The following is a 23,017-nucleotide window of genomic DNA, read 5'->3' on the forward strand; positions in this document are numbered from 1 at the left end:
CGCAAGCAGCTCTCGTCCTCGCGAGCCAGATGCGATATTCAAGCTAAGACATTGCGTTGTGGCATGCAATTGGCGAATGTATCCCAAGCATATCGTTGCCGGCGGATGCCGACGCAGTGCCTTTCATATCCCATCCGGCCGTCAATGCGCGAGCGCAACCTGGGTGCTGGCTTGCCGTTCGAACATGGTGCGTGGCGTCAGGTACCAGAGCATGAAGAGAAATGCCCCGCCATGGGTCAGCAAGGTTATCGACAGCGGTACGTTAAGCAGGATCTGTGGGAGGATCGCCGCCGATATCAGGACGAAGCGCGGCGGCAGATCGGCGGACAAGCGGTTTGCCAGCGCTATCACCAGTCCGCACCCGAAAACCGAAATGGGGGCGAGCAGCGGGCCGACGGATGCGACGCCCTCGGTGGCAAACAGCGATGCGTTGAAGTTTCCGCCGACCCCGTATTCATTGAAGATGACGATTGAAAGCGGTTCCCGATAGGGGCAGGGGATCAGCATTTTCAATATCCGCAACTGGCAGAAATACGTAGGGTCGTGCCGGGCGAAAAAATCGTGGTAGAAGTCAAGGGCGATTGACGGAATCGCGACCATTCTGAAGTTGACGATTTCGAAATAAGGTATCGTGGCGGTGTAGGACGCCAATTGGGCCTCGAACAGGGCGAACAGCAGCAATCCGACGACCAGCGGTCCGAGCAGCGACACGATGACCGTCAACCTGGGTCTGAGGACTTGCGAGAGCGCGGCGATGATCAGGAGCCAGGCCGGCGCGAACAGCGTGAGCTTGCTCAGGGTAATGGGATAATAGAACATCAGCAGAAGCAGGACGCCGCCCGCGCGCCAGTGATTCCCGCGCGTCACATAGCAGGCGAAAAGGAACGGCAACAGCGTGCTGGAAGTTATTGTAAGCAAATAGTTCAACACCGGTGGAAATGTAAGTTCTTCGCGAAAGTCGTAGATATTCTTGATCGAGACGAATTTGAAATTGTAGCTTGCGGCCAGCACCACGGTCGCAAGCGACAACAGGAGCATGGACGTCAGCAGACGATCGAACGCCTCCGGCGACATGATCCGGATACGTCTGACCGGCGAGGTGATGAACAGTGCGGGTATCAGGAATGCAACGGCTGAGGCGGCAGCGGAAAGCGCGGACAGCTGATGATTGTAGAAGAACTCTGAAAAAAAATTCTCCCAGATATATCCGGCGACCATGCCGTAAAAATAGAATCCGGCGAAATAGCCGATGCTGAAGTCGGCGAACGCGAAAAGCAGCCCGACCAAAGCAAATGCGGCTACCGCGGCAGCCGGAACCAGCAGCCGGCTCGGGTCGAACGTGATGTGGTAGGCCGGATTGAGGTAGGCCACGCAAATGAGGGATACGCAGCAGACCGCGGCGTGGAGGAAAACCAGCAATACGATTGCAGGCCGTTCCCGCTGCAAATGGAGGCCATCGATCATGTCGTGTTCGCGCCCGGCGGGGCCCCTGGTCAAGCTTCGAGTTTGGTATCTCAATCGACAGGAGCGTACAACTCGGAATTCGCAAGCGCGATGTCCGTTGGAAGCCGGCCGCTTCGGCCCGGCTCATCCTCGGCCGGAATGGTTCTTTGGCGATGTCGTGAGCGTTCATGCGCGCGATCACCCCGCTCGGGCGCGTCAGGATGCCGCCGAACTCTACGACGCCGGCCTCAACCAGATCGAGGATGTGGTCTTGCCAGACGTCGCCGCCGATCGCACCCACGTCCATCATCTCTATACGATCAGGCATCCGCGCCCGGGCGGCGTGCAGACCGCGATCAACTATCACGTGGCGTTGTCGTTTGTTGCCGCCCACCGCCGGCTCGGCCATCCGCCCCGAACAATTTCCCAATGCCTATCGCGACCAGAGCAGAATCTTGTCGCCGCCGATGTTCGCCGAAATCAGCCGGAACAGCAGCGGCCGATGATCGATCTGGTTTGATCGGCGCGGCCGCCGCGCCCCGGTTTGGCGAACTGGCCGGGCCACCCTCCAAGAATGAGGGACTTTGTAAATAGTCAATATTTATCAACGTGTTATAAGAATTATGAGCGGCCTCACGGAAACCCGGTTCAATGCCGGGTAGGATTTTGCTAGCACGACGGGACGGGGCGGCGGGAAAATAGCCGCGCGGGCTGTGTTTATTGTCTCTTTCGAACTGGTTTCCGTCCGCCGTAATGTTTAGAAGCGACCCTGCCGGGTTCGGGCGTTCGGCAAAATGAAGAGGGTATTGGGGACGCGACCTTGCGAAAAATACTGGTAACCGGCGCTGCTGGATTCATTGGCTCGCACCTCGCGGAGGAACTGGTCCGCAGGAATTTCGGCGTGCGCGCGTTCGTGCATTACAACAGCATGGGCTCCTGTGGCTGGCTGGATTCGTCGCCGCGCGAAATCAGAGACCAGCTCGAATTCTTTTCGGGCGACATCCGCGATCCCAACGGCGTGCGCACCGCGATGAAGGGATGCGATGCGGTGTTGCATCTGGCGGCCCTGATCGCGATTCCCTATTCCTACCACTCGCCGGACACCTACGTCGAAACCAATATTCGCGGCACGCTCAACGTGCTGCAGGCGGCGCGGGATTGGGACATCTCGCACGTGGTTCATACCTCGACCAGCGAGGTCTATGGCACCGCGCAATTCGTCCCGATCACCGAACAGCATCCGCTGCAGGGACAGTCGCCTTACTCGGCCAGCAAAATTGGCGCCGACCAGCTCGCACTGTCGTTCGAACGTTCGTTCGGCACTCCGGTGACCGTCGTGCGACCTTTTAATACCTACGGTCCGCGTCAATCCGCGCGCGCGGTGGTTCCCACCATCATCACCCAGATCGCGGCGGGTCAGCGCGCCGTCAAGCTCGGCAGCATCCACCCGACGCGCGATTTCAACTTCGTGGCCGATACGGTTGCCGGCTTTCTCGCCGCGCTCGAGACCAGGGCCGGCATCGGAGAGGTCGTCAATATCGGAAGCGGGTTCGAGATTTCGATCGGCGAGGTTGCGCAACTGATCGCCCAGCTGATGGACGCCAAGATCGAAATCGAACAGGACACCGTCCGGCTTCGTCCGGAGCGCAGCGAGGTCGACCGCCTTTGGGCCAGCAACGCCAAGGCCGCCAAGCTGCTTGGCTGGTCGCCCCGGCTCGGCGGTGTCGAGGGACTGCGCAAGGGTCTCGAGCAGACGATCGCCTGGTTCACCAAGAACGAGAATCTTTCGCGCTATCGCCAGAACGTCTACACACTGTGAGCATGAGCAGCCCCTCCACAGTACCCAGCCGCCGCGCCGCGCTCGACATCGGGGCCGTGCTCGAAGCGGTCGACACCGTTCTTGGACCGGCCGCCCGCCCGGTGGCGCTGCATGAACCGCGGCTGGGCGCACGCGAGCGGGAATTCGTGCTGGATTGCATCGACACCAACTGGGTGTCGTCCGCCGGCAAATACGTGGACCGCTTCGAGCAGATGGTGGCCGCGGCGACCGGAGCGGCTCACGCCATCGCCGTCGTCAACGGCACCGCGGCCCTGCACGCGGCGTTGCTGCTCGAGGGCGTCAAGCCAAATGACGAGGTGATCATGCCGTCGATCACCTTTGTGGCGACCGCGAACGCCGTCAGCCATGCCGGCGCGGTTCCGCATTTCGTCGATTCGACCTGGGATACGCTGGGGCTGGACCCCGCGGCGCTGGAGGCGCACCTTGCGGAGATATCGGTCCGGCGTAACGGCGAGCTGGTGAACCGGCAGACCGGGCGGCGTCTGCGCGCCGTCGTCCCCGTCCACATCTTCGGTCACCCCGTCGATATGGCCCCGCTGCTTTCGGTAGCCGCGAAATACGGCGTCGTCGTCGTCGAGGACGCAACCGAATCGCTCGGCTCGACCTGGCAGGGGCGGGCTTGCGGCACCTTCGGCCATGCCGCGGTGCTCTCCTTCAACGGCAACAAGATCATCACCACCGGCGGCGGCGGAATGATCCTGACCGACGATGACGAATATGCGATGCGTGCCCGGCATTTCACCACCACGGCGAAAAAGCCGCACGCATGGTCGTTCGATCATGACGAAATCGGCTACAACTACCGGCTACCCAACATCAACGCCGCGCTCGGATGCGCCCAGATGGAAAGGTTGCCGGGCTTCGTCGCGGCCAAACGCGAACTGGCCGAGCGTTACCTCGAAATATTCGGCGATCTTCCCGGGGTCCGCGTCTACCGCGAGCCGCAGGGGGCGCGCAGCAACTACTGGCTCAATACGCTCGTGCTCGACGGCGGATACGCCGTTGAACGCGATCATCTGCTTTCGGCGCTGCACGCCGCGGGCGTCCACGCCAGGCCGCTGTGGACGCCGATGCACCTGCTTCCGATGTATCGCGAGTGCCCGCGCGCGCGATTGCCTGTCGCCGAAGACATGCATGCGCGCTGTATCAATCTGCCCAGCAGTCCGTTCCTGGCCGCCAGCGAGCAATCAACAGCGATCGAAAGTTGATGCCCCGCATTATCTTTTTTACGATTCACAACACGACACGGTGGTGGAAATATCTCGGTTCGCAAATTGATTTTGCCGAGGTCATCGTGCTGAGCGACCTGCGCCGCGACGGCGACTGGTCGCTGGTCGACGACTTCTATCGCTTCATGCGCAGCGGCGACCCGGCCGGTGCTGCGGTCGCGCGATTCGGCGAGCAGGGATGCGCCGAAATCATCCTGCGCTGCCGGTTGCTGCGAAGCCTGGAGCGCGAGCTTGCGCTCCAGATGATCGGGAGTATGACACAAGCCATCGAATGCGCGTTTGATGAGCTTGACCCTAACCTCGTGTTAACCTTCACCATAGACCGTTACGTCATGGATGTGATGGCGCGAACGGCTCTCGCTCGCGGCATCGATCTTCTGGAGATGACTACTTCGATCGTCCCGGGCGAAGTCATGTTCATGCGCCGGGGACGCCCGGTCCACCTTCGCGAACCTTCGGACAGCGAGGTTGATGCCGCGGTAAGTGTGCTCTGCAAGGAGGACTTCGCACCGACCTATGTCCGCAGGGCGAAGAAGTTCTCGGTCTGGAGGTTTTGGCGCCTGTTCGGCTACTTCGCGCTGCGCGGGGCCTACTTCAACGTCTTGCGTTTCCTCCGGCGAGATCCTTTTAACGCGCACTATATGGACGCGCTAAAGCGCCTCAAGCACAAGATTCGCGTGGGCGATGTCGCAGTCCTGAGTCTCTTGGATAAGAATTGGGAGGCGCGACTTGCTGATGCTCCGCGCGAACGCCGCGTTTTCCTAGGGCTTCAGCTATTTCCAGAAGCCTCGATGGACTATTGGTTGGAATCGCATGACATGCTCGCGCATGACGATGTGGTGGTGCGGTACTGCGAGACGCTCGGGGAAGCCGGCTATCTCATCCTAGTGAAGGACCACCCGCTCCAGTTCGGGTTTCGCCAACGTGAGCTGATTCAGCGGCTCTCGGAGCTGCCCTTCGTAGTGCTGGTCCCCTATGAAGTGCCGGCCGGCGAGTTGATCGGCCACTGCGCCGTCTCGGTCACCTTTACCGGTACCATCGGCTTTCAGGCCGCGCTCGCCGGACTTTGCTCGGTGGTCACCGCACCCTATTATGCGACAGGTCAGTACTTCGTCGATGTCGCCAGCTTCAAAGAGATCGGAAGTTTGATCGATCGGCTCAAGCAATGGCGTCCGCCCGACGATCTGGCCGCGGCGCGCCGCGAAATAGTCCGGCATTTGTTGACGATCGGGATCGAAGGTGACTATTTTACCTGGCAGGGCTTCGATCCTGAAAGCCAGACTACGCGCGACGCCGTCGAGTCGTTGGCGCGGTCGCTGAATGCGTATCTGCCGAGGCTGCTGGGGCACCCCAAATCTTCCCGCACCCCGCGCTAACGGGCCCGCAGCTTGTTTCGGCCCGGGGAACCGCCAAGATGACGACACGATGCGAATTCATCTGCGCGCACCCCTGCTGGGATGGATGCGCCTAAATTAACGATGCCAGATCAGTAGGGGTCGAAGCACTGCCTCTCATTGCAGCGCGAATTAGAGCTTGCTAAGAGAAACATTGGCTTGGCGCAATTACAAACACTGCAATGCACCCATTTCTGAAGATTGCTAGCGTGTTGTCGTCACCTGTGATCCTGATCGCCGCAGTGTGGTGCGCTGGCTTGATCGTTGTGGCAATCGGACCCATCGAATATCCCCTGCAACCCTCGTTGGCCGTGCTGGTGGTGGTAGCCGCCGGCGTCTCGTTATTTGCCCTGGCGCAACCAGCCGGTGCCTGGTGTTTCAATGTCTGGTCACGGCAGCGACCGGACCTGCCGGCGCCGTCAGCTCGGACGCTGAACAGGGTTGTGGCCGCAACATCGTTTCTAGGCATAGCGGGAATTGCGCTGATTGCGGTTGATCGCACGATATTGAGCGGTGTTGGCCTTGGGGGATATGCGGAGCTATTGCGATGCGCGCCGGACGTGGTCAATTTCATCGAAATTCAGCGAACGCCCCTGCTTTACCTGGGATATCTCACCTTCTCTTTCGGTTTTGCTTCACTGTTGTTGTTTCTCCTCAAGGGGGAGGAGATAAATGGAGGAGCAGCAATTGCAGCACAGCTCTCGATTCTCTCTCCGGTTGGTTATGCGCTGCTCTATTCGGGCCGCATGCCGATTTTGTTCGTCGCTACCCTTATCCTTGCCGTCATGCTGGTCCGCATTCGCCAGGGACGGCGGATCGTGCCGCAAGGCCGCCACCTGCTGATAAAGATGGTCGTGGCGTTCATCTTGTTCGCCGTCTATTCCAGTGCGGTGTGGTCGAGTCGGCAAGCCTTCTGTGCTCGAGTGGGCGGATTGGTCCTGGAACTGCAGGAAAGAATGAAAGAGCGCGACCTCGCGCAGGCGGGGCCGGCCAGCACCCCTTCGGTTCCTCGAAAAACAGAACCTCGCCAGAATCTGCGGCCGGGGTTTGATCGGCCTCAAGCCGCGCAGACCGGCCAGCGGCGATCGGCCGATTCGATCAGTGCTGCCGATCTGACCAGAATGGTCGATGGGACAAAGCCTTCGCCGGTCGCCAGTCAGCTTTCGTCAGCTGCCACTCAAGCGGTGCATTCGGCCGAGATCGAGGCGCTGGTAGCGAAGATGAAGGAATCTTGGAACGTGACGCCGCGCGAATACGTCCTGTCGGCGATCGAGTCCGGCCGGTTCTCGCCGCGCATTCTCACAAACGCGTTGAGCACATACTTTTATCTCACTCATGGCATCAGCATGCTTGATCTTACCTGGCATGCGCGCGAGCAGTTCACCCCGAATTGGGGCATTTACGAAATCGGTGTGCTGTCGCCGATTCTTCGGGTTTTCTTTCCGCAAAACCGGTTGCTGGCGTCGATGGGCGAGCAATTGAAATCCGCGAATATTTATGGCTTTTTCCCCACGGTTTGGGCGGCTGCTTATATTGATTTCGGCGCCGTCGGGGCGGGCATCTACATCTTGATCTGGGGATTTGTCGCTGGCTGGAGCGCGTTTGGAACCAGACATTCGGAACTTGTGCTGCCCCCACTCCTGCTGACATTTATTCTCGCAAGCATCCTGCTGAGTCCTATTCAGGGCCCGCTGGGAATTGCGAACTCGGCAATGGTCTTGGTGTCGCTCGCAATCGTCGGAATTGCGGCCGATTTCTCGAGCCTGAGCACCGGTTCCGGGCGACGGCGTCGAGAACTGAGGCCGGCAATGCTAGCCTAGCACCCACTATTGTTGGTACAGTCGCGATTCAAGAGCTGAACCCTTCGTCTGGACCACAACGAGGACGCGGTCGGATTACTTAGCTCTGATTCCGAGTACTAGAGCGCGATGATTTCATTCGGATCGTCATCCCGCTCTACCTTTTTGTTTGAGCATGATCTTTTTAGGAAAACCGCTGCTCACTTTTCCGGATCATGTTCTGGCCGGACAGTCAGCGCTTAGTCATTCCGTGAACCCATGCCGCGGTCTCTATGACGCCCTGCTCCATGGTGTAGGGCAGCGGTCCGCAGATCGCTTCGGTGGCCGTGGTGTCGAATCGATACTGCGTCAGCACATTATTGAGGCGAAACGAATTGAACGGAAAGTTTTGCACCCCGACCGCGTTCACCGCATCCCCGCAATAGGCGAGTGTCCGGGCGAGGACGAGCGGCACGTGCGGAATCGGCTTCGACTGGAAGGCACGCTGGAACGCGTCACACCAGGCGAGCAAATCGATCGGTTCGTAGTCGGCCAGATACAGCGTCTTGCCGTGGATCACTTCCGCAGGCGCTTCGATCAACCGCATGTACTGGAAGGCGATGTTCTCGATATAGCTGTATGACTTCCACAGCGGATTGTGTCCGACATGGAAGTAATGTCCGCGCTGGATCATTCGAAGGAACAGTTGATAGTGCGGGCTCATGCCGGGCCCCCAGACCGTCGTCGGGCGAACCAGACACCAATCGCGGCCGGCGCCGTCCTGTTCGCGGATGATTTGTTCGGTGCGGATCTTGCTGCGGCCGTAGAGCGTATCGGCGGTGTAATCGGTATCATCGCGCGGGACATATCCGACGCGGCATACCAGCTGCGACGAAGTCCAGATCGCCCGTTTGATCGAAGGAGTGGAACGAACCGCGGCGATCAGGTTTTGTACGCCGTCGATGTTGGGAGCGTAACCTGCAAGCGTGGCCTTCTCGTCGAGATCGGTGCGCGCCGCAAGGTGAACGAGCGCATCCGGCGAACAATCCTGAATTGATTCGGTCAGCCGCGCCGCGTCGAGGATGTTGCACACATATTTCGATGCCGTGCCGGATCCCTTGTCAAGGCCGGCGACTTCCCAGCCCGCAGCCTTCAGTCGCCGCACCAACGCCCGGCCAATAAAGCCAGAGCTGCCGGTTACCAGAACTTTCATCGCGCAATTCGCTATTTTTGATAGAAAAAGCAGTCGCTTGACCAGTCTATCACGGTGCTTTACCAAACCGGCCAGTCGATTGCAAATTTGCAATCCAAATTGTTCAATCGGACCAACCGAATACCCGTCTGGAAATTGATGAATGGGATCATCTCAGCCGGTTTTCGTCCGATCAACAAGTGTTGGAAATCTTCGGCTGCGTCTGTCGCGTGTGGATACACTTTCTTCAAACGTCCCAGGCCGCTTGGGGTTTGAGGTTCGCGCCGTCATCGAAGTCGAAATAGCGTTCGGAAGCGATGCCGGGTTCGGGGCAAATGATGTGCTCGACGGCTTCACGCTGGCCCTCGGATCAGATCAATCTCGCGTTCGTTCGCAAGGACAGCGTATCACGCGCCAAAGCAGCCACGTTCGCTCCCGAACAACTAGCGACTACCTCAACCACTCCGCCGCGACGGATCCCATTGCCGTCGGGAGCGTCTTGACGCAACGGAATTGCAGGCAATTTTTCAGTCCGAGAAACAGGCGCGGCGCGCCTCCTTTGCCAGAATCGCCGAACCCCTGGGGCCCACGTGATCCGTATTCTGAAACATTGCCGGATCATCGAATCGGGACCAAAAGCTGACGTAGGGAATGTTTCTCTCTCTTGCGAGGTTCTGGTAGAATTGCCTGACCTCCAAAAAGGTCGGAATGTTGTCCGCGCGTTCGCGGTAGAAGCGATCGACCGGATAGGTCATCAGGCATACCCGCGCGCCGCGAGCTATCAGGAAGTCGATCATTTCGGCATAGATACGCGCTTCGTCGCGCTGCCGGAAATCGTCTACCGGCGTATGGGTGCGAACTTCATAGTCCATAAACGCGTTGAATTCGGCGTCCGTGCCGGTGGCACCCCTGCCGCCATTCGGCTCGCTCGCATCCTTGTCGGGCGCCACGGGAGCAGCCTGCTGTTGGGGTGCCGGCCGAACTGATGGGGTCGTGCTGTCTGCCGAGACCTTCTTCACAACCGTCTCGGCAGGAGGAGGGGGTATGCTGGTATCGGGTTGCCGCTGGGCTGGCGCGGGGGCTTGGGGTGTCGGCTGGGTTGCTACGTTGGTCGCCGATGGAGGTGTTGCCGAGTTGGTCGCTGGTGGAGGCGCTTCCGAACTGGCCAGTCCGTTTGTAATCTTCCAAAGCTGATCGGGACGGTTCGATTCTTTTGGCTTCAGGCCTTCGGTTTTGAATCGCTCCCAGTAGTCGAGCAGGAATCCGCGATGGCGTTCATCAAAGACCGCGAGCCGATGCAAGGCATAGGAGTCCGGAACGTGAACACCTGGAGCTTCCAGACGATAGTCCGCAAAAAGGTGTGAATCGGCTTCGATGATGACCTCTCCAGGTTTGACTTTGGTGAAATAGTAGTGCGCGCGTTCCGACATTTGCCGGATCGTTGTTCCCCCCAGTCCGAGATTGACAAAACCTTTCTCGTTAAAATCCGAGACTGCGGCCGCGTGAGAATCTCCAAAGGCAGCATTCGGTGTGTTGGAATTATTTATTCGCCGGACAATTTCTTCAAACCCATCGACCGGCAGCACATACGTCCGCAGCATCCATTCGGACGCAGCCAGAAATGGAATCCAGACACCCAGGATGAGTGCAAAGAAAATGACGAGCCAGCGTCTAAAACTGGAAATAGATGAATTCACCTGGGGTACCTATGTATATCTTCAGGAGCACCACTATCGCGACCAGCGCGGTGACGACAGCGGAGCCCGGGCTTGGGCGCCACGTCAGGGTTCGATACAGCATGTTGTCTGGAACCGAGATCTGGTCCAGGGCCGGCTTGAACCTTGCCAGAAGTTGCTGGGAATTCGGCAGCAGTAACACAAACAACGCCGACATCGCCACCCACAATATGGCCCGCAAGCTGTGAAAGGTGACGAGATCGCCGGTATGCATGTGAAAGAGTTGCATGACGGTGTCGCGAAACGGGCCAAGGAACGCCTGAAATCGCTCCGGCAGAAGTACCCCGTTTGCGCCGCGCATCGCGTGAAGCATGACCATGGCGCCCCCCCAGGTGTTTGCGCGAAAGAAGACCCAGGCGAAGACGACCGCCGGAAACGCCAGAAGCGAGGACGCGGGAACGAGGATTCGCGGAAGGCCGGATCTGACGATGGTGGGCCACTGCATCACATAGCGAAACGCATGGTTCACGACCAGATACACGCCGTGCAGGCCGCCCCAGACCACAAACAGCCAGCTGGCACCATGCCACAATCCGCCGATCAGCATCACCGCCAGAAGATTCAGATATCTTCGGAATCCACCGCCGCGGTTTCCTCCCAGCGGAATATAAACGTAGTCGCGAAGGAAACGCGACAGCGTGATGTGCCACCGCCGCCAGAATTCGATGATGCTGCCCGATTTGTAGGGCGAGTTGAAGTTGATCGGGAGCCTTATTCCGAACAGGCGCGACAATCCGATTGCGATATCGCTGTATCCCGAAAAGTCGAAGTAGATCTGGAAGGTGAAAGCCAGCACTGCTCCCCAGGCATCGAAAAAGCTGATCGGTTGTCCGTCAGCAGCGAGCCGAAAGCCGAGGGAGGCGTACCCGGTCAGGGTGTCGGCCATAATGACCTTCTTGAAGAGCCCGATGACGATAAAACTGAGCCCCACGACGACGTCCGACTGGGACACCGACCGAATGCGTTCGTTGGTGAACTGCGACATCACCTCCTTATGATGAATGATCGGCCCTGCTATCAGATGCGGAAAATACGAGACGAACAATGCATACTTCGGAAGCCCAAGGTCGTCAGTCCGGTCGTTGTAAACGTCGACAAGAAAAGCGATCTGAATGAAGGTCACGAATGAAATGCCGAGCGGCAGGATGATCGCCACAGGGTGAAAATCGGTGCCGGACACGGTGCTGTAGGTCAGCAGGATAAAATTCGCATATTTGAAATATCCGAGAACCGCGACGTTGACGGCTATCGCCATGCCCAACGTCCATCGCGATCGCGTTCGAGCGATTCGCATCGCTGCGGCGTAGTTGAATGCGATGGAGCCGAGAATCAGAAGGACGTAGGAGGGCTCCCATGCGCCGTAAAACACGAGCGAGCACGCGAACAGCCACAAGATGACCCAGCGGACGTCTCCGCATCGGCGGCATACCCAAAAGCCGAACGTGGTGATCGGCAGGAACACGACCAAAAATTCAAGGGAGTTGAACAGCATTCACAATACCGTTGGCGCGCGCATCCAGATGTTTTGCGGGATTTGCACCGTGATTTCGGACGGTGACGTCCGAACACAAACACTATTAACCTAGGCGATGCGCCCGAATATTGCAAATATTGCAATCGATTGAGTGTTTGACTAAGGCTTGTCCGAATAGGAACTATTTGTTTCTCCAATATTGGCACGGCCCCACCGAAGGAAGGGAAGCATGTTGCTGTCAAAACTGGTCAAGCGCGCAAGAGAGCTAACCAATCGCCGCGACAGGAGCTTTTATATCCAGCGCTGGGTCGGCGACGTGGAAAAGCGCGAAAGATACGCTGACGCATTGGCTGCACGTCTTCCGCGGTACCAGGGTATTTTCAACGAGGAGCAGGTGTCAACACTTAGAACGGAAGGCTACTGCCCGCTTTCGGACATCATTCGGCCGTCCTGGATTCCGGAGATGGTGGATTATTTCAACGGCAGGGACTGCTACGATCCGTACCGCCCGCATCTCGGCCACTTTCGCGGACCGACGAATCCTCCGCGGGAGACTCATGTCGCCAATTATTCCATCGAAACGGTTGCGGGCGCCCCGCATGCCTTTGCAATCGCAAATCACCCGCAAGTGCTTGCGGTGGTTGCGGCGATGCTCGGTGCAAAGCCCACCATCGCCGCGATGTCGGCATGGTGGTCGCTGCCCCGCGCGGACGGCAAGCCCGAACATGCCGAGATGTTTCATCGAGACATCGACGATTATCGGTTCATCAAATTGTTCGTTTATCTTACCGATGTCGATGAAGCTTCGGGTCCGCATGTGTTCGTGCGCGGTTCGCATCGTGTCAACAAACATACCGAGGCGAAGCGGCGTTTGCCCGAAGACCTGGTGGCAAGGGAATTCGGATCCGACAATATTCTGCGCTTTGTCGGACCAGCCGGGACCGTTTTCTTGGAGAATACATTCGGCATCCACCGCGGAATACCTGCCGCCACCAGGCCGCGCTTGATCTTCCAGGTGCTCTATTCGCTGAGGCCGCTGATTTACAGTCCGAAGCAACCTTTCCTCCGCTCGAGCGGAAAAGACGAGCTTGCCCGGTGGGACCCATATATCAATCGGGTTTATCTGCGGCAATGATTGTCCGGCCCCCGGCGACTGACCAGGTCTTGCCGAAACGTACCACAGCAAAACCGCCTTCTGCGACAAGCAGAACCAAGCCTCCGGCGAGCGATCCAAGCGCAGCACCCAAGAGTCCCAGGGTTGGAATCAGTAAAAGGTCCAGGAAGATCGCCGTCAGGGCCGATGCAATGTTGCTCGCGAGGAGATCGCGGTCGGCGCCGGCCGAATAAAGAGCGTGCGCCGGAACATCCGCGAACCCCCTGAACGCGGAGCTTGCGAGCAGGACGTAGAAGATAGTCAGATTCGCTGCATAATCGGATTTGTTGATCAGCCAAAGCAACGGAAAAATGGCAAAGATTGCCAGCGTGTTGGCCGCAGCTGAAAACAAGATCAAGGTTTTCGTGAAACCGAGGAGCGAGTCCCTGTGGGCGAGCGCACCGCGGCGCCGGGCTGCAATGATCACGGGCAAATATTGCTGAGAGACACTTGTTATCAGCGATTGGATGCCGATCGTGAGCATGGAGTAGAAACTGTAGATTCCGACGTCCCGCCTCTGCAGGTAGGCATCGACAAAGAACCTGTCGCTATAGGTGCTCGTCAGAACGCTTGCCACAATCAGCATGAAGGGTATCGAAGTTTTCAGACCGCCTGCTATCCATCTCCAGTCTATCCCGTGCCACCGCACTTCTTTCCAGGGCAACTTTCGAAACAGTGTGAAAGCCAGAAGGACTCCACAAACGCCGCCCGTCAACCACGCGACAAAGACGGTTTCTACGTGACGGATCGCCGGTATGAATGCCATTGCGGCGCCGACGAAGTAGACCCACAGACCGCCACGGACCAGCAACACAAGGTTGGCCGCAAGGGGACGTCCGAACGCAATCAGATTCCGGAACGCCTCGATGTTCAGATGTTCGACTGCGAGCAGGGCAATGAACCAGCATGCCGTAATCAGGAGGTCCGGTCGGAATAACAGAAAGACCGCGGCGCCCGATAACATTACCAGATAGGTACAGAGATAGAGCGCGCCTTGATTGCGGATATGATCGACGCGCTGCTGCGGAGAGGCGAGAACCTGCTCCCGAACCAGGAAATTATGGAACTCCAGACCGATCAGGACGATACCGAACGGCAATGCAGCCGACAGCAGGCCGAAATAGCCGAGGTCTTCTGGCGTGAGCGCCCGCGCCATGATAATCGACAACAGAAACCGGCTCGCAAGTGTTGCCGCGCGTACCAGAAGGATGTTGACGCTCGCGTTCCCGATGAATGGCCGAGCCGCAGTTCGGAGCGCACGTTGTAATTTTCTAGAGAGCATATTGCTCGTGACCTGCATGGTGTCGTGGTTTGGTGACGCCCGTCAGGCTCATATCGACACGAACTGCGTAAGATCGCAAAAATGCTTCGGGAAGGCCCGCCCGAAGTCCACCTTGCGAATGATTTCAGCAATTTTCTTCGAGGCGCCGCCACGGCCATAGGGCGGCTCACGCGAGGCATCCGGATGGAACCGGCCCTTCAGGATGCCTTGTAGTGCGGCGAGGATCGCCGCCTGGTCGAGCGGACAGTCGATGATCGAGGACGCGCGCAACCGGCCGAGTTGGCGATCGCCGATGTTGATGGACGGCGTTCCGACCGCCGGCGCCTCCACTATGCCGCTCGAGGAATTGCCCACCACCGCGTCGGCCAGCCGCAGCGCTGCCCAGTACCGTTCGCTGCCCAGCGAGGTGAACAGATGCGCGCGGCCGGGGCGCGCCGCCACGAAGGCGCGGATCGCGTCGTCGATCGACCGATGCCCGGGGTCGGCGTTGACACCGGTAAAAATGATGGTGTGGTCTTCGATCGCCGCCAGCGCCCCTAGCATCGCCGCGACGGTTTTCGCATCGGCGTCGGGCCGCGCTGTGGTCGGATGCAGGGTCGCCAGCAGGAAACGGCTGGGGCCTGCCGAAATGCCAAGTGCCTTGAACAGGGCAGGCTGGTCGAGCGCGGGCGCCGCCGTTGCCTCATCGAGGCCCGGCGCGCCGACGTTGAAGACGAATTCCGGATTCTCTCCCATCTGGATGACGCGCCGCAGGTAGGGCTCGGCGGCGACGAAATGCAGGCTGGCCATCTTGGTGATGGCGTGGCGGATCGCATCATCGAAGGCGCCTGCCGTGACTTCGCCGCCGTGAATATGGGCGATCGGGATGTTGAGCAGCGTGGCCGCCACCGCCGCCGAGAGGATTTCGAAGCGATCGCCGACCAGGACCAACAGATCCGGCGCCAGTTCGGTGAGCGTCTCGGAAAAGCCGATCACGCCGATCCCGGTGCTGCGGGCGATCGTCTCGGCACGATCGTCGTTCAATTGCAGGTCGATCTTCGCTGCGATCGAAAAGCCGTCGGCCTCGATGGCGCGCCAGGTCGCGCCGAATTTGTCGGCCAGATGCATGCCGCAGACGATGAGCCTGAGGTCGACGTCGCCCATCCCCTGCAACTCGCGGAGCATGCCGCGAAGCAGTCCGTAGTCCGCCCGCGAACCGGTGACCACCGCGATCCGTCGGGGCGGGGCGCTCATGTCCGGGCCTGACGCCAGGACGAAGTGTCGAGTAACCCGTGCTCCACGACATAGCAGGCGTAGGCGAGATCGGCGGCGTTCTCGATTTCGATCGAATGCAGCCGGTCCATCAATATGCCGTAGCTCGCCGCCGGATCGGCATAGACCTTGCGATGCCTTCGCATCGCATCCCAGCCGATCAGATAGAGCGCGCCGTTCATGGTCACTTCCGGCGGTTGATCCTGCCGGCGCAGCGCCGGCGTCGTCAGCATCCTGTCGACGATGGCGCCGATCGAGCCGTCCTTGCCGAGCGGTCCGATGAAGATCGACGACACCTCGGTCTCGCGCAGTCCGACCACCAGGCCGGCACGGCGCGCCTTGAAAAGTTCGGCGGCCTCATCGTAATGCCCGGACCGGGCGAATGGCGACGACGGTTCCAGCACCATGATCGCGTCGTAACGGCGGCCCTCATGGGTTTCGATCCAGTCCATGGCGTGGAGGATCACGTCATTGGAAGAGGCGGTATCGGTCGCAAGCTCGGCGGGACGCGAAAACAGCACCTCGGCGCCATGGCGCTTTGCTTCCGCCCGGATCTCCGGACTATCGCTCGACACGATCAGGCGCGAGCAATAACGCGACTGCCGCGCCGATATCGCCTTGTAGCCGATCAGGCTGAGGCCGCCGATCTCGCGCAGGTTCTTGCCCGGCAATCCCTTCGAGCCGCCGCGTCCGACCAGCAGGAACAATATTTCCATTTAAGTCACCTTCGTCCCCATTGATCGCGCCGCGAGCATCGGCGAAAGCTGGCGCGATCTTCCCGTCAAGACGGGCCCGGAGGGGCCTCCAGCTCGCCCGCGTTGCTTTTACCAATGTACTCGACTAAGACAACCGCCTGATTTCGAGGGGCAATTTGTCGGTTGCCGGGGACCCATGAAGCACCGAACAATGATCATTGCCGAGGCGGGCGTTAACCACAACGGCGATTGCGCGCGTGCATTGGAGCTGGTCGAGGTGGCGGCGCGCGCCGGCGCCGACGTCGTCAAGTTCCAGTCATTTCGCGCCAATAAACTTGCCACTGCCGGCGCCCGCAAGGCGGACTACCAGCAGACTACGACTGGCAGGGAACAATCACAGTTTGAGATGCTGCGCGCCCTGGAACTGAGCGGGGACGACGAGCGCCGCGTTGCCGAGGCCTGCGCTTCCGCCGGCATTACCTTTATGTCGACGCCGTTCGACGCCGATAGCGCGACGCATCTGGTGAGGTCCATCGGTGTCGCCACTTTGAAGGTCGGTTCGGGCGATCTGACCAATGCACCGTTGCTGTTGCACCTGGCACGGTTTCGTCTGCCGATCATCCTGTCGACCGGGATGGCGACGCTCGCGGAAGTCGAACAGGCGCTTGGCGTGATCGCCTTCGGATATTTGCGCGAGGCGGGCCGGACGCCGACCCGCGGGGACTTCTCCAGGACACTTTTCGATCATGCAGCCTGGGCAGAACTGCAGAACAAGGTGACGCTTCTGCACTGCACCACGGAATATCCGGCCATCCCACATTCGATTAATCTTACGGCAATGGCGACGCTGCGCGGCGCTTTTGGCTTGCCGGTGGGATTCTCCGATCACAGCGCGGGTTTTCACATTGCGGTTGCTGCTGTCGCCCTCGGCGCCGTTGCTATCGAAAAACACTTCACCGTGGACCGCTCGCTCCCCGGTCCCGATCATCGGGCGTCGCTGGAGCCCGATGAACTTGCGGCCATGATCGAATCCATTCGCGAGGTGGAGCTTGCGATCGGCGACGGGCGCAAGATTCCCGCGGTCGAAGAGATTTCGAATCGCGGCATGGCCCGGCGCAGTCTGGTCGCGGCGATGAAAATCACGAGGGGGGAGCCTTATACGGCGGATAACGTCGCGGTGAAAAGACCCGGCGACGGCATGTCACCCGAACATTATTGGGAGCTTCTCGGGCGTCCCGCGAATCGCGACTATGCGTCCGATGACATGATCAACGAGTCTTGCTTGACATCGACTTCTAGTGAAACCAGGGAGAGCGACCGATGGAAAAAGTCGTCGTCTTGACGAAGCGCGATGCCTGGTGCCAAAAGGCCGGTCAGCTCGCCCAAATCGTGTTTGGCGAAGGGCTGTGTTGGGTTCAGGGAACATTGGGTGATCGCTTCCCGGGCCAGTCGCTCCGCCCTAAGCCGGACTATCTCATCTCGTTCTTGTCGCCGTGGATTGTTCCGAAGCAGGTGCTGGAAGCCGCGAAGATGGCGATCAATTTTCATCCGGCGTCCTGCGATTACCCGGGCATCGGATGCTACAACTTCTGTCTCTATGAAGGCGCGCCGTATTATGGGGCAACCTGTCACCACATGGTCGAGAAGGTCGATCGCGGAAAAATCGTTGAAGAACGGCGTTTCCGGGTGCTCGAAAATGAAACCGTCGAGACGCTGAAATTCAGGACCATGGTCGTAATGCTGTCGCTCTACCACGACATTCTGATCGACATTGCCGCAGGCAAACCATTGCCGGAGGCCTCCGCTTCCTGGTCGCGCCGACCATTCACCAGGGCGCAGCTGGACGAACTGTGCAGCATTTCGCCTGACATGGCGGACGAAGAGATCGCGCGCAGGGTGCGGGCGACGGTCTATCCGGGTCGTCCCGGGCCGACGATCAATATCGGCGGCACGGAATTCAGGTATGACGTGCCGAATCGCGAGCCGCTGGCATAGGTAACGGCATGACACTGATAACCCGCCACTCGGTTTCCGAAACGACCTCGATCTTCGAAACGATCCGGGTGATCGGCGACGGCAGTCAGCAGGTCGCCTTGGTTTGTCGAGACGGCAAATTGCTTGGAACGGCGACGGATGGCGACATTCGGCGCGCGATCTTGGCCTCGGTCCCCCTGGATTCGCCGATCTCGGCGGTGATGAATCGCTCGCCGATTACCGGGCAGGCTGGAATTTCGAACATGGCTGCGCTGATGTTGATGCGACGCCATTCAATTCATCAATTGCCGATCGTCGATGCCGAAGGCAACGTCACGGACGTCAAATTGATCGACGATCTGGCGGCCTCTCCGCAATCCGATCATTGGGTGGTTCTGATGGCCGGCGGCCTCGGCTCGCGGCTAAAGCCGCTCACTGATGATATTCCAAAGCCCCTGCTGCGGATCGGCGACAAGCCCATCCTGGAGACCGTGCTCAGTGGGTTTATCAAAGCGGGTTTCGGAAGGTTCTACATTTCCGTCAACTACAAGGCCGAGATGATCCGCGACTATTTCGGCGACGGGACGGCGTGGGGCGTCGATATCGGCTATCTCGAAGAAAGTGAGCGCCTCGGCACCGCGGGCGCGCTTTCGTTATTGCCAGGGCGTCCGACGCAGCCGTTCTTCGTCATGAACGGCGACCTGCTCACAACGGTGAATTTCGATCAAATGCTGAAATACCACTGCGAGCACAAGGCCTTTACCACCGTATGCGTCCGCGAGCATTCCATCACCGTGCCGTTCGGGGTAGTCGACTTCGACGGTCATCGCCTGCTCGGTATCCGCGAGAAGCCGACGCAGAAATTCTTCGTCAACGCCGGCGTCTATCTGCTCGATCCCGGCATCCTCGATCATCTCGATGCCAACGAGACGGTTGACATGCCGACCCTGATCGAGCGCACGATCGCGCAGGGCAAATCATCGGTCGGCTTTCCGTTGCGCGAATATTGGATCGATGTCGGTCGTCTCGACGACCTGCAGCGCGCCTCCGATGAATTCCAGAGGATTTTCGGGTGAACGCCGACCGCTCCCTGCGCGAGCTGATGTCGCTGAAGGGGCGGGTGGCGCTGGTGACGGGCGGCGCCGGCCACATCGGAAGATCGATCGGGCATGCGCTGGCCGAGCTCGGGGCTGATATTGCGGTCATCGATATTTCGTCCTCCGGCTCCGCCGACGCAGCCGCCGAACTGAGCCGGCAATGGAAGGTGGCCGCCGCCGGATTCGACTGCGATCTCGAACAGGCCGAGGTGGTGCGCGACCTGCCGCGCCGGGTGCGGGAGCGATTCGGCCGCATCGACATCATCGTCAATTGCGCGGCATTCGTCGGCACCAGCGGTCTTGAGGGCTGGGCGGTGCCGTTCGAGCAGCAGGCGGACGCGACCTGGCGGCGGGCGCTCGAGGTCAATCTGACCGCGCCTTTTGTGCTGGTGCAGGCCGCGGCAGGCGATCTCAGGGCGTCGGGGCACGGCAGCATCATCAATATTTCCTCGATTTATGGGCTCGCGGGCCCCGACTGGCGGCTCTATGAGGGAACCGATTTGGGCAATCCGGCCGCCTATGCCGCCAGCAAGGGCGGCCTGATCCAGGCCACGCGCTGGCTTGCCACCACGCTGGCACCGCAGGTCCGGGTCAATGCGATCGCGCCGGGCGGGGTGTTCAGGGACACGCCGGAGCCGTTTCTCGGCCGTTATGTGGCCCGCACCCCTCTGGGACGGATGGCGCGGGAGGAGGATTTCAAGGGCGCGGTGGCCTATTTGGCGAGCGATTTGTCGGCCTATGTGACCGGCCAGTGCCTGACGGTCGACGGCGGCTGGACCGTATGGTAAGGCCGACGCAAATCGTGGAATTGAATTAAGGGATTTTTGGGACATGCTGAGCTGTAGCAGATGCCTGTTGCCGGAAACGGCCGAGGCAACCTCGTTCGACGAGGCCGGCGCCTGCAGCGTTTGCTCGCAGATCGAGGTGCGCGACACCCAGGTCGACTGGGACGACCGTTATGCCCAGATGCAGGAACTGGTCGCGCAGTACCGCGACAAGGGGCTCTACGACTGCATCGTGCCCTATTCCGGCGGCAAGGACAGCGTGTTCCAGCTCTGGTATGTCGTGCGCAAACTGGGCCTGAAGCCGCTGGTCGTGCGCTTCGACCACTGGTTCTACCGGCCGCTGATCGAGGAAAACAACACCTCCGTCTTCAAGCAGCTCGGCGTCGACGTACTGAATTTCACCCCGAACTGGCACGTCGTTCGCGAGCTGATGCTGGAATCGCTGAAACGTCGCGGCGACTTCTGCTGGCACTGCCACACTGGCATCTACGCCCACACCATGCAGATCGCCATCCGCTACGAGACGTCGCTGTTGTTCTGGGGTGAGAGTCTCGCCGAGTACCAGTCGTTCTATTCCTACGACGAGATGGAGGAGGTCGACGAAAAACGCTTCAACCGCGCGATGAACCTCGGCATCACCGCCGACGACATGTACGAATTCCTCGGCGGCCGCGTCGCCAAGCGCGACCTCTATCCCTTCGTCTACCCGCCTCGCAAGGAATTGATGCGCATCAAGTGCCGCTCGATCTGCCTCGGCAGCTACATCAAATGGGACACCAAGAAGCACGTCGAGATCATCAAGCGCGAGCTTGGCTGGAAGGGCCAGGAGGTCGAGGGCATTCCCCCCGAATACGACTACGAGAAGATCGAATGCTTCTTCCAGGGCGTGCGCGACTACCTGAAATACATCAAGCGCGGCATGGGGCGGACCAATCACCTCGCCAACATCGACATCCGCAATCACCGCATGACCCGCGAGGAGGGCGAGAAGCTGGTCCGGCAGTATGACGGCAAGCGGCCGCCGAGCCTCGATCTGTTCCTCGATTACCTGCAGATCAGCGAGGAGCAGTTCCTCGAGGTCGCGATGCGCCATGAAGTCAGCCCGTGGCAGTTCTCGCCCAACCAGGTCGAGCCGGGCAAGCGCATGCCGGACATGGAGCAATGGGACGCTACCGCCGTGCCGTGGCCGAACCATCCGGGCATTGAAATCGGCGGCAAGGGCTGATCGCAAGCGGCGCCTAAGCCGGGCGCCCAGGGGAGCCAACGATGTCAGACGTCGCGATCGTCGATTACGGCATCAACAATGTCCGCTCGGTGCGCAACGCCGTCGACTATTGCGGCTTCAACCCCGTTGTCACCCACGATGCCGCCGTAATCGCCGATGCCTCCCACGTCATCCTGCCCGGGGTGGGCGCCTTCGGCGATGCCATGAGCAATATTCGCGCCCGCGGCATCGACGAAATCCTCGAACGCCAGGTGCGCGAAAAGGCCAAGCCGTTTCTGGCGATCTGCCTCGGCATGCAGCTGCTGGCGAAAACCTCCGAGGAACACGCCGACGGCAACCCGCCCTTTGAGGGGCTCGGCTGGTTCGACGCCGACATCCTGCGGCTGCGCCCCAACGATCCCGCGTTGAAAATCCCGCATATGGGCTGGAACAGCGTCACCAAGGAGCGCGACCATCCGGTGCTGGCCAATATGCGCGACGGCAATCTCGCCTTTTATTTCGTGCACAGCTTTGCCATGCGCTGCGACAATGCAGGCGATCTCGTCGGCTGGGCCGACTACGGCCAGCACGTCACCGCCATCGTCGCCAGGGACAATATCGTGGCGACCCAGTTCCACCCCGAGAAAAGCCAGGATAGCGGCATCGAACTGGTCGGCAATTTCCTGCGGTGGAATCCTTGAAATACGCGCAATGCTGAAAAAGCGACTGATCCCGAAATTCCTGCTGCGCGACGGACGGCTGGTGAAATACACACGCTTCTTCGACAATGAGCGCATCGCCGGCAATCCGGTGACGACGGCCAAGGTCTATAATGATTACGGCGTCGACGAACTGATCGTGCTCGACATCGTGCCGAGCGAGCAGTCGCGGGGACGGGTGGTCGAGATCATCGAACGGATGTCGGAGGAAATCTTCATGCCGTTCACGGTCGGCGGCGGGGTGCGAACGCTCGAGGACGTCAACCGTCTGTTGCGCGCCGGCGCCGACAAGGTTTCGGTCAATTCGGAAGCCGTGCGGCGTCCCGAATTCGTGCGCGAGGCGGCGCGTACCTTCGGCGACCAGTGCATCACCGTCTCGATCGACTACAAGCGCACCGGCACCGAGGGCGCCAGAGTCTTCATCGAAGGCGGCCGCGAGCCGGCCGCGCTGGATCCGATCGAGTGGGCGCTGCGCTGCGAGGATCTGCATTGCGGCGAGATTCTGTTGGGCTCGATCGATCGCGACGGCACCATGGAAGGCTACGATCTCGACATGATTCACGAGGCGGCCGAGCGGCTCAGCGTTCCCCTGATCGTCTCCGGCGGCTGCGGCTCGCTGCAGCACGCCATCGACGCGCTGGAGGCAGGCGCCTCGGCGGTCGCGATCTCCTCGATGTTCCTGTTTACCGATCACAGTCCGATCAAGCTGCGCAGCCATCTCGCCTCGCGCGGCCTCGACGTCCGCACCAGCGCCAGCAGCAGGAACTAGGT

Annotated in this window: 20 protein-coding genes; 13 read left to right on the top strand and 7 right to left on the bottom strand. The window is 59.9% G+C overall.

Annotation, left to right across the window (positions count from 1 at the left end):
• Window positions 1-141 precede the first annotated feature (141 nt).
• Window positions 142-1,464, bottom strand: a complete 1,323-nt coding sequence (locus tag VK804_RS30850) for a hypothetical protein (protein WP_325752070.1) — start codon at window positions 1,462-1,464, stop codon at window positions 142-144.
• A 157-nt stretch (window positions 1,465-1,621) separates the two neighbouring features.
• Here VK804_RS30850 and VK804_RS30855 point away from each other — a divergent pair, with 157 nt between their 5' ends.
• From VK804_RS30855 to VK804_RS30875, 5 genes are all read left to right on the top strand, one after another.
• Window positions 1,622-1,963 carry a hypothetical protein gene (locus VK804_RS30855; protein WP_325752071.1) on the top strand — a complete coding sequence of 114 codons (342 nt, stop codon included), beginning with the start codon at window positions 1,622-1,624 and terminating at the stop codon, window positions 1,961-1,963.
• Window positions 1,964-2,263: 300 nt separating this feature from the next.
• The gene (locus tag VK804_RS30860) at window positions 2,264-3,262 is read left to right on the top strand and encodes an NAD-dependent 4,6-dehydratase LegB (RefSeq protein WP_325752072.1); all 999 of its coding nucleotides are present in this window, start codon (window positions 2,264-2,266) and stop codon (window positions 3,260-3,262) included.
• 2 nt (window positions 3,263-3,264) lie between these two features.
• Complete coding sequence (locus VK804_RS30865; protein ID WP_325752073.1) at window positions 3,265-4,491, top strand: LegC family aminotransferase; 1,227 nt, start codon at window positions 3,265-3,267, stop codon at window positions 4,489-4,491.
• Entirely contained in the window at window positions 4,491-5,888 is a 1,398-nt protein-coding gene (locus VK804_RS30870) for a hypothetical protein (protein ID WP_325752074.1), read from the top strand. Before VK804_RS30865 ends, VK804_RS30870 begins: the two co-directional genes overlap by 1 nt.
• 200 nt (window positions 5,889-6,088) lie before the next feature.
• Window positions 6,089-7,726 (top strand): hypothetical protein, encoded by a 1,638-nt coding sequence (locus tag VK804_RS30875; RefSeq protein ID WP_325752075.1) that lies wholly within the window; start codon window positions 6,089-6,091, stop codon window positions 7,724-7,726.
• A gap of 211 nt (window positions 7,727-7,937) precedes the next feature.
• On the opposite strand, the gene VK804_RS30880 is transcribed toward VK804_RS30875, so the two are convergent.
• The 3 genes from VK804_RS30880 to VK804_RS30890 all read right to left on the bottom strand — a co-directional run bounded on the left by VK804_RS30880 (window position 7,938) and on the right by VK804_RS30890 (window position 12,104).
• Window positions 7,938-8,990 carry an NAD(P)-dependent oxidoreductase gene (locus tag VK804_RS30880; RefSeq protein ID WP_325752076.1) on the bottom strand — a complete coding sequence of 351 codons (1,053 nt, stop codon included), beginning with the start codon at window positions 8,988-8,990 and terminating at the stop codon, window positions 7,938-7,940.
• A gap of 413 nt (window positions 8,991-9,403) precedes the next feature.
• Window positions 9,404-10,573: a hypothetical protein gene (locus tag VK804_RS30885; protein ID WP_325752077.1), complete on the bottom strand. Its 1,170-nt coding sequence runs from the start codon at window positions 10,571-10,573 to the stop codon at window positions 9,404-9,406.
• Window positions 10,548-12,104: an MBOAT family O-acyltransferase gene (locus tag VK804_RS30890; protein ID WP_325752078.1), complete on the bottom strand. Its 1,557-nt coding sequence runs from the start codon at window positions 12,102-12,104 to the stop codon at window positions 10,548-10,550. The genes VK804_RS30885 and VK804_RS30890 overlap by 26 nt, the downstream gene beginning before the upstream one ends.
• A 211-nt stretch (window positions 12,105-12,315) precedes the next feature.
• On the opposite strand from VK804_RS30890, the gene VK804_RS30895 reads away from it, so the two are divergent.
• Window positions 12,316-13,221, top strand: a complete 906-nt coding sequence (locus tag VK804_RS30895) for a phytanoyl-CoA dioxygenase family protein (RefSeq protein ID WP_325752079.1) — start codon at window positions 12,316-12,318, stop codon at window positions 13,219-13,221.
• On the opposite strand, the gene VK804_RS30900 is transcribed toward VK804_RS30895, so the two are convergent.
• The 3 genes from VK804_RS30900 to VK804_RS30910 form a co-directional block, all read right to left on the bottom strand.
• Window positions 13,196-14,407, bottom strand: coding sequence for a hypothetical protein (locus VK804_RS30900; RefSeq protein ID WP_325752080.1), 1,212 nt, complete (start codon window positions 14,405-14,407; stop codon window positions 13,196-13,198). The two genes, VK804_RS30895 and VK804_RS30900, sit on opposite strands and share 26 nt — an antisense overlap.
• A 162-nt stretch (window positions 14,408-14,569) precedes the next feature.
• Window positions 14,570-15,754: a UDP-N-acetylglucosamine 2-epimerase gene (neuC, locus tag VK804_RS30905; protein ID WP_325752081.1), complete on the bottom strand. Its 1,185-nt coding sequence runs from the start codon at window positions 15,752-15,754 to the stop codon at window positions 14,570-14,572.
• Window positions 15,751-16,488: an acylneuraminate cytidylyltransferase family protein gene (locus VK804_RS30910; RefSeq protein WP_325752082.1), complete on the bottom strand. Its 738-nt coding sequence runs from the start codon at window positions 16,486-16,488 to the stop codon at window positions 15,751-15,753. Before VK804_RS30910 ends, neuC begins: the two co-directional genes overlap by 4 nt.
• Window positions 16,489-16,678: 190 nt before the next feature.
• Between VK804_RS30910 and neuB the strand changes: the two genes are divergently transcribed.
• Genes neuB through VK804_RS30945 form a run of 7 tightly spaced genes read left to right on the top strand, consistent with a single transcriptional unit; the run spans window position 16,679 to window position 23,015 of the window.
• Entirely contained in the window at window positions 16,679-17,809 is a 1,131-nt protein-coding gene (neuB, locus tag VK804_RS30915) for an N-acetylneuraminate synthase (protein WP_325752083.1), read from the top strand.
• The gene (locus VK804_RS30920; protein ID WP_325752084.1) at window positions 17,788-18,462 is read left to right on the top strand and encodes a formyltransferase family protein; all 675 of its coding nucleotides are present in this window, start codon (window positions 17,788-17,790) and stop codon (window positions 18,460-18,462) included. Before neuB ends, VK804_RS30920 begins: the two co-directional genes overlap by 22 nt.
• Window positions 18,463-18,470: 8 nt before the next feature.
• Window positions 18,471-19,517, top strand: coding sequence for a nucleotidyltransferase family protein (locus VK804_RS30925; RefSeq protein WP_325752085.1), 1,047 nt, complete (start codon window positions 18,471-18,473; stop codon window positions 19,515-19,517).
• On the top strand, window positions 19,514-20,326 hold the full coding sequence (locus VK804_RS30930; RefSeq protein WP_325752086.1) for an SDR family oxidoreductase: 813 nt from the start codon (window positions 19,514-19,516) through the stop codon (window positions 20,324-20,326). The genes VK804_RS30925 and VK804_RS30930 overlap by 4 nt, the downstream gene beginning before the upstream one ends.
• Window positions 20,327-20,369: 43 nt before the next feature.
• On the top strand, window positions 20,370-21,548 hold the full coding sequence (locus tag VK804_RS30935; RefSeq protein ID WP_325752087.1) for an N-acetyl sugar amidotransferase: 1,179 nt from the start codon (window positions 20,370-20,372) through the stop codon (window positions 21,546-21,548).
• 41 nt (window positions 21,549-21,589) lie between these two features.
• The gene (gene hisH, locus VK804_RS30940; protein ID WP_325752088.1) at window positions 21,590-22,228 is read left to right on the top strand and encodes an imidazole glycerol phosphate synthase subunit HisH; all 639 of its coding nucleotides are present in this window, start codon (window positions 21,590-21,592) and stop codon (window positions 22,226-22,228) included.
• Between the two features lie 10 nt (window positions 22,229-22,238).
• Window positions 22,239-23,015: an imidazole glycerol phosphate synthase cyclase subunit gene (locus tag VK804_RS30945; protein ID WP_325752089.1), complete on the top strand. Its 777-nt coding sequence runs from the start codon at window positions 22,239-22,241 to the stop codon at window positions 23,013-23,015.
• The last annotated feature ends 2 nt before the right edge of the window (window positions 23,016-23,017 follow it).

Source organism: Bradyrhizobium sp. (genome assembly GCF_035484855.1).
Lineage (GTDB): Bacteria > Pseudomonadota > Alphaproteobacteria > Rhizobiales > Xanthobacteraceae > Bradyrhizobium.

Bases quoted from the DNA above. Each gene is read 5' to 3' on its own strand.
- VK804_RS30920 (WP_325752084.1), top strand. From the start codon at position 17,788: ATGGAAAAAGTCGTCGTCTTGACGAAGCGCGATGCCTGGTGCCAAAAG.
- VK804_RS30895 (WP_325752079.1), top strand. From the start codon at position 12,316: ATGTTGCTGTCAAAACTGGTCAAGCGCGCAAGAGAGCTAACCAATCGC.
- VK804_RS30850 (WP_325752070.1), bottom strand. From the start codon at position 1,464: ATGATCGATGGCCTCCATTTGCAGCGGGAACGGCCTGCAATCGTATTG.
- hisH (WP_325752088.1), top strand. From the start codon at position 21,590: ATGTCAGACGTCGCGATCGTCGATTACGGCATCAACAATGTCCGCTCG.
- VK804_RS30865 (WP_325752073.1), top strand. From the start codon at position 3,265: ATGAGCAGCCCCTCCACAGTACCCAGCCGCCGCGCCGCGCTCGACATC.
- VK804_RS30945 (WP_325752089.1), top strand. From the start codon at position 22,239: ATGCTGAAAAAGCGACTGATCCCGAAATTCCTGCTGCGCGACGGACGG.
- neuC (WP_325752081.1), bottom strand. From the start codon at position 15,754: ATGAGCGCCCCGCCCCGACGGATCGCGGTGGTCACCGGTTCGCGGGCG.
- VK804_RS30910 (WP_325752082.1), bottom strand. From the start codon at position 16,488: ATGGAAATATTGTTCCTGCTGGTCGGACGCGGCGGCTCGAAGGGATTG.
- VK804_RS30875 (WP_325752075.1), top strand. From the start codon at position 6,089: ATGCACCCATTTCTGAAGATTGCTAGCGTGTTGTCGTCACCTGTGATC.
- neuB (WP_325752083.1), top strand. From the start codon at position 16,679: ATGATCATTGCCGAGGCGGGCGTTAACCACAACGGCGATTGCGCGCGT.
- VK804_RS30925 (WP_325752085.1), top strand. From the start codon at position 18,471: ATGACACTGATAACCCGCCACTCGGTTTCCGAAACGACCTCGATCTTC.
- VK804_RS30935 (WP_325752087.1), top strand. From the start codon at position 20,370: ATGCTGAGCTGTAGCAGATGCCTGTTGCCGGAAACGGCCGAGGCAACC.
- VK804_RS30870 (WP_325752074.1), top strand. From the start codon at position 4,491: ATGCCCCGCATTATCTTTTTTACGATTCACAACACGACACGGTGGTGG.
- VK804_RS30890 (WP_325752078.1), bottom strand. From the start codon at position 12,104: ATGCTGTTCAACTCCCTTGAATTTTTGGTCGTGTTCCTGCCGATCACC.